The 14,144-nt window shown below is 38.7% G+C and carries 14 protein-coding genes; 7 read left to right on the forward strand and 7 right to left on the reverse strand.

Annotation, left to right across the window (positions count from 1 at the left end; translation table 11 throughout):
• The first annotated feature begins 144 nt into the window (after window positions 1–144).
• Both leuC and leuD read left to right on the forward strand, forming a co-directional pair.
• Window positions 145–1,587, forward strand: a complete 1,443-nt coding sequence (leuC, locus tag GSM42_RS08585; RefSeq protein WP_160801141.1) for a 3-isopropylmalate dehydratase large subunit — start codon at window positions 145–147, stop codon at window positions 1,585–1,587.
• On the forward strand, window positions 1,571–2,167 hold the full coding sequence (gene leuD, locus GSM42_RS08590) for a 3-isopropylmalate dehydratase small subunit (protein WP_160801142.1): 597 nt from the start codon (window positions 1,571–1,573) through the stop codon (window positions 2,165–2,167). Before leuC ends, leuD begins: the two co-directional genes overlap by 17 nt.
• A gap of 791 nt (window positions 2,168–2,958) precedes the next feature.
• On the opposite strand, the gene GSM42_RS08595 is transcribed toward leuD, so the two are convergent.
• The 4 genes from GSM42_RS08595 to GSM42_RS08610 all read right to left on the reverse strand — a co-directional run bounded on the left by GSM42_RS08595 (window position 2,959) and on the right by GSM42_RS08610 (window position 6,691).
• Window positions 2,959–3,549: a biotin transporter BioY gene (locus tag GSM42_RS08595; protein WP_160801143.1), complete on the reverse strand. Its 591-nt coding sequence runs from the start codon at window positions 3,547–3,549 to the stop codon at window positions 2,959–2,961.
• 243 nt (window positions 3,550–3,792) lie between these two features.
• The gene (locus GSM42_RS08600; RefSeq protein ID WP_160801144.1) at window positions 3,793–5,061 is read right to left on the reverse strand and encodes an MFS transporter; all 1,269 of its coding nucleotides are present in this window, start codon (window positions 5,059–5,061) and stop codon (window positions 3,793–3,795) included.
• 140 nt (window positions 5,062–5,201) lie between these two features.
• The gene (locus tag GSM42_RS08605; RefSeq protein ID WP_160801145.1) at window positions 5,202–5,846 is read right to left on the reverse strand and encodes a bifunctional 2-keto-4-hydroxyglutarate aldolase/2-keto-3-deoxy-6-phosphogluconate aldolase; all 645 of its coding nucleotides are present in this window, start codon (window positions 5,844–5,846) and stop codon (window positions 5,202–5,204) included.
• A 53-nt stretch (window positions 5,847–5,899) separates the two neighbouring features.
• Window positions 5,900–6,691, reverse strand: a complete 792-nt coding sequence (locus GSM42_RS08610; protein ID WP_160801146.1) for an IclR family transcriptional regulator — start codon at window positions 6,689–6,691, stop codon at window positions 5,900–5,902.
• Between the two features lie 248 nt (window positions 6,692–6,939).
• On the opposite strand from GSM42_RS08610, the gene GSM42_RS08615 reads away from it, so the two are divergent.
• The 3 genes from GSM42_RS08615 to GSM42_RS08625 all read left to right on the forward strand — a co-directional run bounded on the left by GSM42_RS08615 (window position 6,940) and on the right by GSM42_RS08625 (window position 9,324).
• Entirely contained in the window at window positions 6,940–7,512 is a 573-nt protein-coding gene (locus tag GSM42_RS08615; protein ID WP_237446529.1) for a P-loop nucleotide/nucleoside kinase family protein, read from the forward strand.
• Between the two features lie 155 nt (window positions 7,513–7,667).
• Window positions 7,668–8,420 carry a MerR family transcriptional regulator gene (locus GSM42_RS08620; RefSeq protein ID WP_160801147.1) on the forward strand — a complete coding sequence of 251 codons (753 nt, stop codon included), beginning with the start codon at window positions 7,668–7,670 and terminating at the stop codon, window positions 8,418–8,420.
• A 4-nt stretch (window positions 8,421–8,424) separates the two neighbouring features.
• A complete protein-coding gene (locus tag GSM42_RS08625) occupies window positions 8,425–9,324 on the forward strand; it encodes an alpha/beta fold hydrolase (RefSeq protein ID WP_160801148.1) in 900 nt (299 codons plus the stop codon).
• A gap of 232 nt (window positions 9,325–9,556) precedes the next feature.
• On the opposite strand, the gene GSM42_RS08630 is transcribed toward GSM42_RS08625, so the two are convergent.
• The gene (locus tag GSM42_RS08630) at window positions 9,557–9,997 is read right to left on the reverse strand and encodes an endonuclease domain-containing protein (protein ID WP_160801149.1); all 441 of its coding nucleotides are present in this window, start codon (window positions 9,995–9,997) and stop codon (window positions 9,557–9,559) included.
• A 544-nt stretch (window positions 9,998–10,541) separates the two neighbouring features.
• Here GSM42_RS08630 and argF point away from each other — a divergent pair.
• Both argF and GSM42_RS08640 read left to right on the forward strand, forming a co-directional pair.
• Window positions 10,542–11,540 (forward strand): ornithine carbamoyltransferase, encoded by a 999-nt coding sequence (gene argF, locus GSM42_RS08635; protein WP_160801150.1) that lies wholly within the window; start codon window positions 10,542–10,544, stop codon window positions 11,538–11,540.
• A gap of 98 nt (window positions 11,541–11,638) precedes the next feature.
• Window positions 11,639–11,809 (forward strand): hypothetical protein, encoded by a 171-nt coding sequence (locus GSM42_RS08640; protein ID WP_160801151.1) that lies wholly within the window; start codon window positions 11,639–11,641, stop codon window positions 11,807–11,809.
• 140 nt (window positions 11,810–11,949) lie between these two features.
• Here the strand turns inward: GSM42_RS08640 and GSM42_RS08645 are convergent, their stop codons facing one another.
• Both GSM42_RS08645 and GSM42_RS08650 read right to left on the reverse strand, forming a co-directional pair.
• On the reverse strand, window positions 11,950–13,416 hold the full coding sequence (locus GSM42_RS08645; RefSeq protein ID WP_160801152.1) for an MATE family efflux transporter: 1,467 nt from the start codon (window positions 13,414–13,416) through the stop codon (window positions 11,950–11,952).
• A gap of 402 nt (window positions 13,417–13,818) precedes the next feature.
• Entirely contained in the window at window positions 13,819–14,130 is a 312-nt protein-coding gene (locus GSM42_RS08650) for a spore coat protein GerQ (RefSeq protein ID WP_160801153.1), read from the reverse strand.
• Between the last annotated feature and the right edge of the window lie 14 nt (window positions 14,131–14,144).

A 14,144-nucleotide genomic window follows, 5' to 3' on the forward strand; every position in this document is an offset into this window, starting at 1 on the left:
TGCGCTCCTTCACTAGCCTTTTTTCATGCTGTATTATACCGCAAAAATATTGAAGTATGGTTATTTTTTTCATTTTCAGCTTGAAGTCCTTCTTTATTAATTATATAATTTTTATCAATTATTTAGAGATGGGAGAGAATAAGAATGACATCAAAACGTACGTTGTTTGATAAGATTTGGGATTCACATGTCGTCCACCAAGAAAGCGGTAAACCATCTCTCCTCTACATAGATCTGCATTTGATACACGAAGTCACATCTCCTCAAGCATTTGAAGGATTGCGGTTAGCAGGGCGATCCATTCGCAGACCAGACTTAACGGTGGGAACCGTAGATCATAATATTCCTACGACAGATCGATCATTACCTATCGCTGATCCGATCTCACGCCAGCAGATTGAAACGCTGAGAGAAAATTGTCAAAATCATAAAATAACTTTATACGACTTGGATAGTAGAAATCAAGGAATAGTCCATGTGATCGGACCAGAGCTTGGGCTTACCCTTCCAGGTAAAACAATTGTCTGCGGAGATAGTCATACTTCCACTCATGGGGCTTTTGGTGCTTTAGCTTTTGGGATCGGCACTAGTGAAGTTGAGCATGTGATGGCTACTCAGTGTTTGCCACAAGCTAAACCAAAAACAATGGAAGTGCATTTTAAAGGAAAACTACCTTATGGAGTAACAGCAAAAGATGTTGTGCTGCATCTGATCAATCAAATTGGAACTGCTGGTGCGACTGGCTATGTCGTCGAATATACCGGTGAAGTAATCCGTAACATGTCGATGGAAGAACGCATGACCATCTGTAATATGTCGATCGAGGCTGGTGCTCGTGCAGGCATGATCGCTCCAGATGAGACCACTTTCTCTTACTTGCTCGGTCGCAAACATTCCCCTAAAGGGAGCGCATGGGAACAAGCAATCGCCGCTTGGAAAGAACTTGTAACCGATGAAGGGGCTACTTATGATGCGCGTGTCGAAATAGATGTCAATGAGATCGCTCCACAAGTAACATGGGGAACAAGCCCAGGTATGGGAGCAGATATAACTAAATTGGTTCCAGATCCATCTTCTTTTGAAACGAATACAGAACAAAAAGCAGCTGAGTTAGCACTAGAGTATATGGGACTTACTGCTGGTACACCTATATCAGAAATAACAATCGATCGTGTCTTCATCGGTTCCTGTACCAACTCCCGTATCGAAGACTTACGAGCGGCAGCAGAAGTAGTCGCTGGATACCAAGTAGCAGCAACCGTTCAAGCGATGGTTGTACCTGGTTCCCAACAAGTGAAGGAACAAGCAGAAGAAGAAGGTTTGCATCAAATTTTCTTGGATGCAGGCTTCGAGTGGCGTGAAGCTGGTTGTAGTATGTGCTTAGGGATGAATCCAGATATTATCCAACCTGGTGAACGCTGCGCTTCTACTTCCAATCGTAACTTCGAAGGTCGGCAAGGCCGGGGTGGTCGAACTCACTTGGTTAGCCCTGTAATGGCAGCAGCAGCAGCGATCAAAGGACACTTTGTAGATATCCGTAATTGGAATTTCAATAGAAAGGGGCAGACCAATGGAATCCCTTCGTAAACATCGAGGCATTGTCGCACCACTTGATCGTGCACATGTTGATACAGATGCTATTATCCCAAAGCAATTTTTAAAACGAATTGAGCGCTCCGGTTTTGGTCAATTCCTATTTTATGAGTGGCGTTTTGATGAAGCAGGCAACCCTAATCCTGCATTTGTCCTCAATCAACCTGCTTATAAAGGAACATCTATTCTTTTAGCACGAGAAAACTTTGGCTGTGGTTCTTCCCGTGAGCACGCTCCATGGTCTTTGACTGACTTTGGCTTTCGGGTGGTCATTGCCCCATCTTTTGCAGATATTTTTTATAACAATTGTTTTCAAAATGGAATGTTGCCACTTGTGCTTCCTGAAAAGGAAGTACAGGAATTGTTTGAGCGAGCAGCTAAATATGACGGCTATCAAATAACAGTAGATGTGGAAAACTTGGTAGTTACAGATGATTACGGTTTCCAAACTACTTTTTCTCTTGACCCATATCGTCAACACTGCCTCGTTAATGGGTTGGATTTTATTGGTCTGACGCTTCAACATGAAGACAAGATAGCACAGTTTGAACAAACGAGACAACTAACCTATTAAAAAACGTATGGGCTTCTCATACGTTTTTTATCCATATTTCCCCTTATCGACGAGCACGGCGAAAAAACTGGCAATGTTCGATAAACAATCATATTAATAATCGTAGCCAAAACCACTTTCACTAAATCATATGGTAAAAAGGAAACAGAAGAGAACGAATGTTTCTAGATCAATCGTCATGTGGAGACGATCGTAAACCAACCAATGCTTACTATATGGATGACCCCAATACCACCTATAGCATATATAAAAATTGAACCTTCCCTCCACCTAACTAACGCTTAGAGGTGAGGGATTATAGCCCTTGGTACCCCAAGGAAGTGAATTATATAGTAATCTTAATATATAGAATTGTACACATGACAAGTAGGAGTCTTAGGTGGGTTTCGTGAACGCTTCCTTCGATCGTCTGATGGAAAAATTCGCTAACGACTGGAGCGCCAACAACCTCGAAGCTTTATGGGTAACTTGGAGCGAACTGGCTCTTAAGAAGAGTACCTACAAAAAGGACTCAAGGCTGCTTTTGAGGACAACATCCGTAAGCAAAACACTGGCTAAGTAGCAAAGATAAACGCACACAAAGATCATTCTTTCTTCCTCAGAACTTTTCATGGGTTTAGATGATCACAAAACTTGTGATTCGTCGGTTTGCCCGGTACCAATTTCCCATACCTTCTTGCCACCCCCTCAGATCCATTGAGCTGGTGATTGATTTTTAATATATAATACTCAGAAACATTTCTCCATCACTGAGAATTAATTGGCATTATACCAATACCCTTTTAAAAAACCTACGCTTTACTTGCTTTCTTTACTCTTTCCTGTGGTGAAAAAGAAGGCATTGCACGATAGAGAGAGTACGTCAAAATCGCAGCCAGCACAGCTTTTGCGATATCCCCCGGCAAAAACACCACAAATACTTTATTAAAAATATCCATACTAAACGGTAAATGAGACACAAACAAAAACCAAGGAAAACCGACTGCATTGATAACTACTACTGATCCGATCAAAAACACCAGCAGTAGTTTCCACCAAGCGACTTGCTTGTTTCTCCCCATTCGTTCCAGACTCCATCCTACTAAGAAGGCTGTGATAAGAAACCCGAAGATATATCCTCCTGTAGGGCCAAATAGTATCCCGATTCCTCCAGCACCACCGCTTAATACAGGCGCACCGACTGCTGCTAATAAAATCCAAACAAATACACTGATCGTCCCCCAACGAGAACCTAAAATAGCTCCAACAAGCAAAACCATCATCGTTTGCAATGTGATCGGAACAGGTCCAATCGGGATTGCAATCTGACCACTTATTGCTAATAGAGCAGCAAATAAAGCAGCAAGTATCATATTTCGAATTAAAATAGAAGAAGATGACATATAAACATATTCCTTTCTCATTTACATTCTTTATTAGGATAATTTTAAAAACTCCTATTGTCAACTAGTTTCATATTTATGGTTTACAATTAGAATAAAAAACTAAGTTCCATTAACGGAATGATCAATAATAAAATCAAATAAAAATAGAACCTATTTAAAATGTAAAATAGGTCCTATTGCGTAGGAACGGGCTATTAAAAGGACTGACTCTCTTCCCTTGATTCTATTTACAAAACTATTTTAAGAAACAATTGGTTTTTTGAGGAAAAACCCATAGCTTATGGCGGAAACAATTAACAAAACTGCACCAATAAGAAATACATATTCAAAAGATCCTGTGGATTGTACTACAGCACCTGTAACAATTGGGGCTAACGCTGCTCCAATAAAACCACCAAAGTTTTGAATCGAACCTAGAGAAGCTACCATATTTTTGGGTGCTACGTCAGTCGCCAACGTCCATATCACACCTGTCGGAACAGAAGAGGCGAAATATGCGAGGGATAATAATGCGACACAAGTATTAATATCTTTCACATATGGAATCGGAATAACCGCAATCGCTGCTATGATTGCACCGCAGACAAGTGGAATTTTACGAGCTTTAATGGGTTGAAACCCTTTTCGAATAAAATAATCAGATATAATACCCCCAAGTGGAACACCGATAATTCCCACTAAAAATGGAATCGAAGCAATCCACCCTGTCTTCATTAAACTTAAACCACGATCTGTTTCCAAATAACCAGGAAGCCATGTTAAAAATGTCCACATCGTATATACAAGACCAAAGTTACCGATAATCATGTACCAAGTAGATTTGAATTTAAACAGATCACGCCATCTTACTTGTGCCTCAGTTTCTTTTGCTTCAGAGAGTTTCTGCACTTCAACCATTATTTCGTTCTTTTTTGGATCGCGATATGTCATCAACCATACAACCATCACAACTATCCCTGCCACACCAACGATAATAAACATAATCTTCCAAGAAAAAGCTAGCATCAGTGCTGTTAGTAATGGTGGTGCAATCCCATTGGCAATCTGTGAACCTGTATTGATAATAGCCAATGGTGTTCCACGATCTTTCTTTGAAAACCAATTGTTAACTGCTTTTACCGCTGATGGAAAGAAAGGTGACTCTGAAACCCCCAGTAACACCCGCATCGTATAGAAAAGCGAGTAAGTATTTGTAAAAGCGGTTGCAATCGTAACCGCAGACCATAGACCACTAGCCCATGCAAACATTTTTTTGGGACCAAATTTGTCCACTAACCAACCAGCAGGAAGGTTAGCCAATGCATACGGCCATAAGAAAGCGGACAACAATACACCCATTTCTAACGGAGATAAACCAAACTCTTTGGCAATGGTAGTATTGGCTACACTTAAATTTGATCGATCTAAATAGTTTATAACAGCTCCAACTAAAATTAGAATGACAAAAAACCAGCGCTTCTTGTTTACTGCTGAATCTATTCGTAATGTTTCGGTCTGCTGATCAGCCATGATTGTCAGTCACTCCTTGTTGTAAAATGATCGTCTCATACTTTCACAGGTGTATACGCTTTCAATTTATGCTTGTTGTCCCACCTCCTTTAAAGCTACACACCCGAAGGCGTGCTATTTTAAAATACCTACGGTGAACTCTACCTCACTATGGCAACAGCCTGGAGAAATTCTTTTGCTGCAACTGTTACTTTGTCAAAATCGCCGTCTTTTTGAGCAGCTTTTGAAATATAGCTTCCTACTCCCACTCCCACACAGCCAGCATTTATCCATTCAGACACATTTTGCGGAGTAACTCCACCTGTTGGTATAATTGGTGCTTGTGGCAGTGGTGATTGGATTGATTTTACATATTGAGGACCTAATCCTTCAGCAGGGAACAACTTTACGAAATCAGCACCTGCTTCCAATGTCTCCACTATCTCTTTTGGAGTAAAAGCACCACTTATCGTTATCGCTTGGTAACGGTTAGCAACCTTGATTATTTCGTGATTTAAATGTGGACTGACTAAAAGCTCAGCTCCTGCTAAAATAGCCGCCCTAGCCGTTTCTCCATCCAATATTGTACCTGCTCCAATTAAAATCCCTGAATCTGCATATTTCTTTGCTAGTATTTGGATAACATCAAGTGCATTTGGTACACTCATGGTGATTTCTAATGCCTGAATACCGCCTTCAATCGCAGCTTCTGCAACTTTTAATGCCTCTTGCTCACTTTCTGAACGTATGATGAGAACGATACCCGTTTGCACGATTTTATTTAAGTTTTCCAGCTTTCTCCACATTTGTTCTTGCCTCCATCAAAATTGTTATCTTAGCGTATATTCCATACGCCCTATCATTCATCCATATACAGCCTCTCACCACTGTAACCGAGCTGTCGAGAAAGCTTCCATGCTGTTTCTTTCACTAATTGAATGATCATTTCTTTTCGTTCTGCTGATATAGTAGAGTAAATACTTGCCACACTGATCGCTGCCACAGGTTGGTTTGTATGATCATAGATAGCGGAACCGATGCAGTACATCTCTAAATTATCTTCGCGATCGTCAATCGAGTAACCCCGTTCGCGTATTTCCTTCCTATCTTGCAAAATATCCGACAGAGTCACTTTTGAATAAGGTGTTTTACTCATAATCTCATTATCACTGTAAATGTATTGAATTTTTTCGGTTGGCATTGCAGCTAATAATGCTTTTCCAAGACCAGTTGTATGCAATAATCGTCGAGACCCAAGCTTGGCTGTCGGTCGCATGACAGAATCACTTTCTGCTTTATCTAGATAAACAACTTTCCCCCTATCTTCTATCCCCAAAAAAACCGTACTTCCCGTTTTACGATTCAACTCCTGTAAAAATGGTCTTGCTAATTGAGGAATTCCCATATTAGAAAGATAGGACATACCTGTTTCAAAAGCCCCAAGTCCTAACCGATAAGTTTTTAACCGCTGATCTTCAAATTCAATAAAGCCTTTATAGAGTAAAGTCTGTACCAACTCATATCCACTGCTCCTAGGCATGTTCATCGCGGTACAAATTTCGTTTAACGTTAAAGCTGAATTACTTTTAGAAAGTAGAACTAGCAAATCCAACGTGCGTTCTGCTGATTTATTGATACGAAGTTTTTCCATATACACTCCTCAATCTATGATTCACATATGTGAAATTATTTCGGTATTTCGATTTCGTGGTTTTAGCATATTATATTATGGCGGTTAGTTCAATAACCTTTTTCAAGGTTACTATTTGTAAATATAATAAATGAATTATGATGTTGAATTATATCGTAAATCAGTATAAGCTAATGGGGGAACTTCGCAATAGAGAATTCAATTCGTATATGTGAATATAATAACGCTTTCATTTTAAGGAGGATCAGATGTTGGAACCAACTGTCATCTTTTTGATTGGTGCAGCTGCATCAGGAAAATCCACGATAGGTAAACGTATCGCATCCAAATATCATTTCTGTTACTTAGATAAAGATATGATTTGCAACAAATTTACTGGTCAGCTATTAGAGTCAAAAGGATACTCTCCTCATGAACGAGATGGCAATGAATTTTATAACGATGTTGTGATGGACTTGGAATATCAAACATTGCTTGATATTGCAAATGATAATCTACAGCTTGGGCAATCCGTCATTTTAGATGCCCCTTTTCTCGCTTATTTTTCAAATAGCGATTATATCCACCAGTTAAAAGAAAGATACGAATGGACAAATATAAAACCTCTGGTATTACAAGTCACAATTGATTTTGCTGTTTTAAAAGAGAGAATGCACTCTAGGGAACTTGATAGAGATCTATGGAAATTTGCCAATTGGAATACTTATGTAGAGAGTATCAAAGAAAGAAAATGCTTGTGGGAAGGCGCTGAAAGGAGACAATTTGATAATAGTTCTTCGGAGATAGATGAGAAGAGATTATATGAGGTGTTATCGTTTTAACAAAGATATATCTATATCAAAAACATCCAACACTATAAAGCATTTTATCTAATTTATCACTTATTTTTATCTGCCTATACTTTTTTACTAACTTCTACTCTTGCACATGACGTTATGTCATGTGCTTTAATCATGTATAGAGGAGGAGTCAGAAAATGTATACGGTAGGTGAATTAGCAAAGATTGCAGGTGTAACAGTTAGAACAATCCAATATTATGACCATATTCATTTACTTGCTGCGAAACGAAAAACTAATAAAAACTCCAGATTTTACACAGAAAATGATTTGGTGAAGTTACAACAAATTCTTTTTTATAAAAAAATAGGAATGTCTTTAAATGATATAAAGAAGTATCTCGTTCATCATGAGGATAATAATGATTTAAAACACATGTTAAAAATTCAAAAAGAAATATTGTTCAAAAAAGAGATGGAAATAAAAACAAGTATTGCAGTAATTGATGCAATCCTATCCACAATAGATATTCATGAGCTTTATGATCTGGAAGAGATGATAAAGGTAACCATAAATCTAAACAAAGATTCGATCTTCACTTATGCAAATATCGATTTTGATCCTGAGACAACATCAGTATTTCAAGATAGATTTACTGACGATGGAGAAGTGGTGGAAGTCTATTGGCGATGGAAACGATTGGTTTTAGAAGCTTTTTGCCTCATAAAAAACCACATCAAACCGGAAAGTAAAGCAGGTTATCAACTGGGCGAAAAATGGCATGCCTTTGTTCATTTGGCGACAAATAATAGTCCAGAAATAATGGAGGCATACACGAAAACATATAAAGAAAGTCATTTATGGCCCACAGAAGATAAATTCTTAATGGATTATTGTGTTAATTTCATGGAGAAGGCACATCAATATTATCTTACAAAAAAGGACGATTAGATAAATGGAAAATCCAGAGAAAAATATAGGGAACTTTATATCTGAAAAAGCAAAAACAGACTTCTATCAAGCTTACAACGAAGCGATAAGCCAACTTCCGAAACCGAACAAAATAAATAATATTAAAACCCAATATGGTATCGTAAGTGTCTATTCTTTTTATAAAAAAGAAAATGAACACAAAGAGCCTCTACTCTTATTACCTGGACGATCTGCGTCCACCCCCATGTGGAAACCAAATTTGGAAGGATTGATGAAGGAAAGACCTGTTTATACGATAGATGCACTTGGTGAACCTGGAATGAGTGAACAAACTAGGCGAATAGAAAATCGGTTTGATCAAGCAAAATGGCTCCATGAAGTGCTTGTCCACTTAAAACTAGAAAAAGTTCATTTGATGGGAGTCTCTTTTGGCGGATGGAATGCAATGAATTTAGCACTGCTTCACCCTCAACAAATCGCCTCTATTAGCTTGTTAGACCCTGTTTTTGTATTTGAACCAATTTCCTTCAAGATGATTGCAGCATCTATCCCAGCATCTATTCCTTTTGTCCCAAAGTTTATTCGAGAAAAGATGTTGAGCTATATCTCTGGTGGTGCCGAAGTAAATGATAGTGATCCTATCGCTAAATTAATCGAATCAGGAATGAGCAACTACAAGGTTAAATTACCGATTCCTGCTCCTTTCAAAGATTCAGAGTTAGAGGATCTGGATGTTCCAATCCTTGCAATAATGGCTGGAAAGAGTACCATGCATAATTCTGAGAAAGCAGTGAAACGAGGGAAAAAATTGGTTCGAAACATTCAAATAGAAGTTTGGCCTGATGCATCCCATGCGATAAACGGTGAGTTTCCAGATGAAGTGAATGAAAAAATAATTTCATTTATACAGAATGCCGCGTAAAAGGAGCTTGCGTAACTATAACTGGATTGTATATTCAATATTTAGACAGACAAACAAAGCCGACAGTTTTTTATCCTCTATCTGGATCGCTCCCTTACGGAGATAAAAAATAAAGACAACCAGCTAGGTTGCCTCATTTCATCGTAGTATAATAAGTTGTTAGCATCTTAATTGGATTGTTCGATCTGTTGTTTTAGCTGATGCCTGTCTACATGATTTGCTCTATTTTTACCTACAATGCGTTTCTGCTCTCGCCATGGTGACCCGTAGTAAGATGTATCTGCTCTACGCATTTAGCTATATCACTATTAATCTGTGATCCTTTCAATCGCAATAGCTTCCATTTGTGTTTTTTGCGAATATAGTATGCTTTCTTGCGATCACGCGCTTTTTGTTTTTTGGAACTATGGTAAGCTGCACCATCACACTCAATAACTAGCTTGTATTTGGTGATTGCTAAATCACAGCGGTAGGGTCCCATCACATACTGTGCTTTCACACGATATCCCGCTTTTTTTAATGCAACATAGAGTTTTCGTTCAATCGGGCTCTTTCGTGTACGGATATAATGAATATCCGGTAATTTCCCCGTTTTTAACCATTGGTAAAAAAACAAAATGATACTACCTATATCATCCCGAAATCGAATCCACTGAATGAATATTGGTGGCAATGACTACACTCCCAGTTAAAAAGAATCTATTTTTCTTCTATAAATGTATGGATCATCTTACTTTTATACCACTATGTAGCGTTTATTTTGAAACATTACATGGTGGCTTGTTCATATGGACAAGTATGCTTCTATCACTTGTATGCCTCCTTCTGTCCGTTGCTCCTCTCAATCGAATAAAGATTTATCAAGCAATGAAAACTTACATCTCCATCCTTCGTTTTTCTCTCTAATATTTCGGTTAGGAATATGAATTACTCCAGTCTATTTTCTCTCTTTTTCGGACGAAATAACAGTGAACTATATATTTTATTATAATACAAAAAAAAGACAAAACCCCTTATGTTACAAATAAACTTTTGTTTTTACATACCATATTCCGCTTATTTCTTGTCCTCATCCTTCGATAATAAGGCATAATGGGAGGCTATCAAAAAATTAAAAAAGAAATTGAATAAATATATATAGAAATGTATAATTATTCATTATGGCGATCAGCATGGACCTGTGAAACTAAAAAACGAAACAGGAGTTGGTTATGTAAATGAATATCTTGACGATTCCACCTCAACTCACATCATGTGAGGGGAAAGATTTGTTAACATTAACGGATTTCTCACCTGAAGAAATTACTAGCTTGTTAGATCTTGCCTATGTACTAAAAAAAGACCATAAGAATGGGACAACATATCAGCCTTTAGCTGGAAAAACACTGGCGATGATTTTTGATAAGCCTTCCACTAGAACGAGAGTTTCCTTCGAAGTAGGCATGGTGCAATTAGGCGGACATGTAATGAATCTCAATCGCCAAGATATTCAGATGGGGAGAGGGGAAACGGTTGAAGATACGGCAAAGGTACTCTCCCGCTATATTGACGGCATTTTAATTCGTACATTTGATCACCAAACGGTAGAAACGTTGGCTAAACATACGTCCATTCCTATCATCAACGGATTAACAGATCACTATCATCCGTGTCAAGCTCTTGCTGATCTTTTGACATTACAAGAAGAAAAGGGAAATCTGAGCGGTCTAAAACTGGCTTATATTGGGGATGGGAACAATGTGCTCCACTCTCTCATGCATGGAGCTGCCGCTACTGGTATTCATCTAGCTATCTCCACTCCACCTGGTTATGAACCACTGCCGATCGTTTGGAAAGAAGCAAATGAATTAGCGAAAAAAACAGGTTCTACCATTACATTCCATCCAAATCCATATACCGCTGCTGAAAATGCTGATGCAATTTATACAGATGTATGGGCGAGTATGGGGCAAGAAAAGGAAAAAGAAAAGCGACTTCAGGATTTCATGGACTATCAAGTGAATCAAGCATTGATGGACAAAGCCAAAACGGATGCTATCTTCTTGCATTGCTTACCTGCCTATCGAGAATGGGAAGTAACAGCAGAAGTGCTAGATGGTCCACAATCAGTCGTGTTCAACCAAGCAGAAAACAGACTACATGCCCAAAAAGCACTGCTAGTGGCCTTACTTGGAGAAAGACAAGTCGTTTCAAAAGAAATGGATCACTCCGCATAAGAACAAAAAATATTAGTCCTAATTTTCAAGTATCTTTCTATTCGTTATAATGATGAATAGGGAACAGTGTCACTCACCCGAAAGGATAAGTAAGGTAAATGGCAAGTCTCGAAGAGGTCAAGACAGCCTTGCGAGCCAAAGGTTTCTCCGATGTAACTATGCCGCCAGATGAGAAGCTGACTCGTCGACTGCAAAAGCAATCAGGAGAGACAGCTGAACAACAGGCCACCTTCTGGGCTGCAAGAAAACGATCTGACCGTCGTAGGTAAGCTGATCTTTACTTGTCTGCGCTCCCTTGCCAAACGCGAGGGGGCACCAACTAGGGAACTAGGCTTCTTCACAAGTTATATTTCCAAAAGCTGTCTATGATTAAAGAAAAAAAACAAAAAAGGGGCTGTAGCCCCTCCCCTTATGATGCAAATAAACTTCCATGTTGTTTTTGTTTCCACACATATCGATAAAATACATAGAGAACAATAAGCATGATAATATCGGAAATTGGATAAGAGAGCCAAATACCAAGCAAACCCAATGGTCCCGATAATACTGCCGCTACTGGTACCATAACCAACCAGATACAACTAATGATGATGATGGTTGGTATGACCACAGTCCCTGTTCCACGCATGATACTTGATAAAATCATCGCATTCCCCATGATCATCATCGCCCATAAAACTGCAAATAACACATCATGTGCCATCGCAACGGTGGAGGAATCACTTAGAAACCAATACAAAATAGGATTACTAAACAAATAGACCACACCGATCAAAACAATTCCAATCAAATAATTGAGTCCCAGTGCATGTCGCAATAGGGATTGCAATCGATGGCTCGCTTGAGCACCGACAAATTGTGCTGCAAACACACCTGCCGCCATGCCCAGACTTAGCATTGGCATCTGAACAAAGTTAAGCACTTGAATCACTGCTCCATATGCCGCAGTTGCCTGTTCACCATGCTGATTAACTAAAAATATCACTGCTACTTCCGATAACGAAATCGCGATCATCTGCACACTGGATGGAATACCGATCTTTATCAATAACTTCAATATGGGTAGGTTTAGTTTCAAGTTACGAAAAAAGCTTCGATCTAAAGCCAAAACATGCTTTTTCCATTTTAGGTAAAACAGCAGCGCTATAAAAGAGATCAAAGTTGCTAAAACATTGGAAATGGCTGCCCCAGTAAGCCCCATCTGCGGCAACCCAATCCAACCAAAAGTGAATGCAGGTGTGAGGACAATATTTAAAACGGTGCTGATCAACAAAAAGACAAAGGGTGTCTTTGCATCTCCTGTACCTCTTAAAATCGTTGTATAACTTACATAGACGAACACTAGTGGCAGACTTGCAAAGATAATCTTTCCAAACTCAGACGCTTCTGGTCGGATCGTCGGAGCGGCTCCGATCAACTGTAGAATGCCATCTATAAAAACAACACCGATAATCGCCATTACTACACCGAGTAAAAAAGAAAATTTGATTGTGGTATCTACTGTTTTCGTCAGTTCATTTGTTTTTCCAGCTCCATACGCCTGTCCGATCAGTACTAAACTTCCTGATCCCAGACCAATTACTAAGGAAATCAGAAAGAAACTTACAGGCAAAATAGTACTAACGGCAGCAAGAGAAGTTTCTCCCAACCCTTGACCTATGATCATCGTACTTACGACTCCGCCTAGCGATTGAAGGATATTGCTGAGCATTAGCGGTATAAGAAAAACAATGATGGGTTTCCACATCGATTTGTTTGGATCTAATAAGTCAGGATGGATGGTTTGTTTTGTTTTTGTAGAATTTTCTACTTCTATCGGCTCAAAAGGTACCTCTATTACTCCCACAGAAGTAGTAGTTTTTTTATTTTCTTCCATTTTTTATCACATCCTTTGAAACAATATAAAATTTTTGCAAAAAAACGTGCTGATATGTTTTTAATTTTTGCGAGTTTTATATAGATACGATAAGTTTATTTTCTTATCTACCCAAAAAAAGGAGCCATGTTGGCTCTTTTTCCAGCTTATCTATTATGGACAAGATGTATTTTGAAACTCTACAAGGTTAAAATTGTGATTATTTGGATAACAGACCTTTTGTTTGGTGCTATTTCCGTCACACCAGTTTTTATATAAGAATGAACTCAACATACCATCTACTAATCGAAGTTTATCACTAGAATATATGTTTGTAAATCATTTTTCTGTTAGACAGGTCCAAGTAAAAAGTGTTACTCGCTTAATGGCTTGGTGCTGGTGTTTTTATTATTAGGATTGCAATTATTTTTTACTAGCTAAATGCGCTCTATTATTAAATTCAATAAAATCCACGTTGATATTGAGTAACATATTGTCTTTTCCAGTCTCTTGATCTGTGACCAAAATAAAATCACGTCCAACCTGACGCAACACTCCATACACTACTCGGCTGTTCCTCTCTCTGTTCTTCTCATAAGTAAGATAAACGGTAATCGTTTGCCCAACGTTTTTAGAGAGTAAATCTTCTGAGTATTTCCTAGCAGCCTGCTGTGAGACTCCTGGTTCTTGTGGCTGATTTGCCAAGTATGCACCATACGGATCATACCAATACATATGTAACCCCCACT

This window comes from Shimazuella alba (assembly GCF_009831235.1).
Classification (GTDB): Bacteria; Bacillota; Bacilli; order Thermoactinomycetales; family Thermoactinomycetaceae; genus Shimazuella; species Shimazuella alba.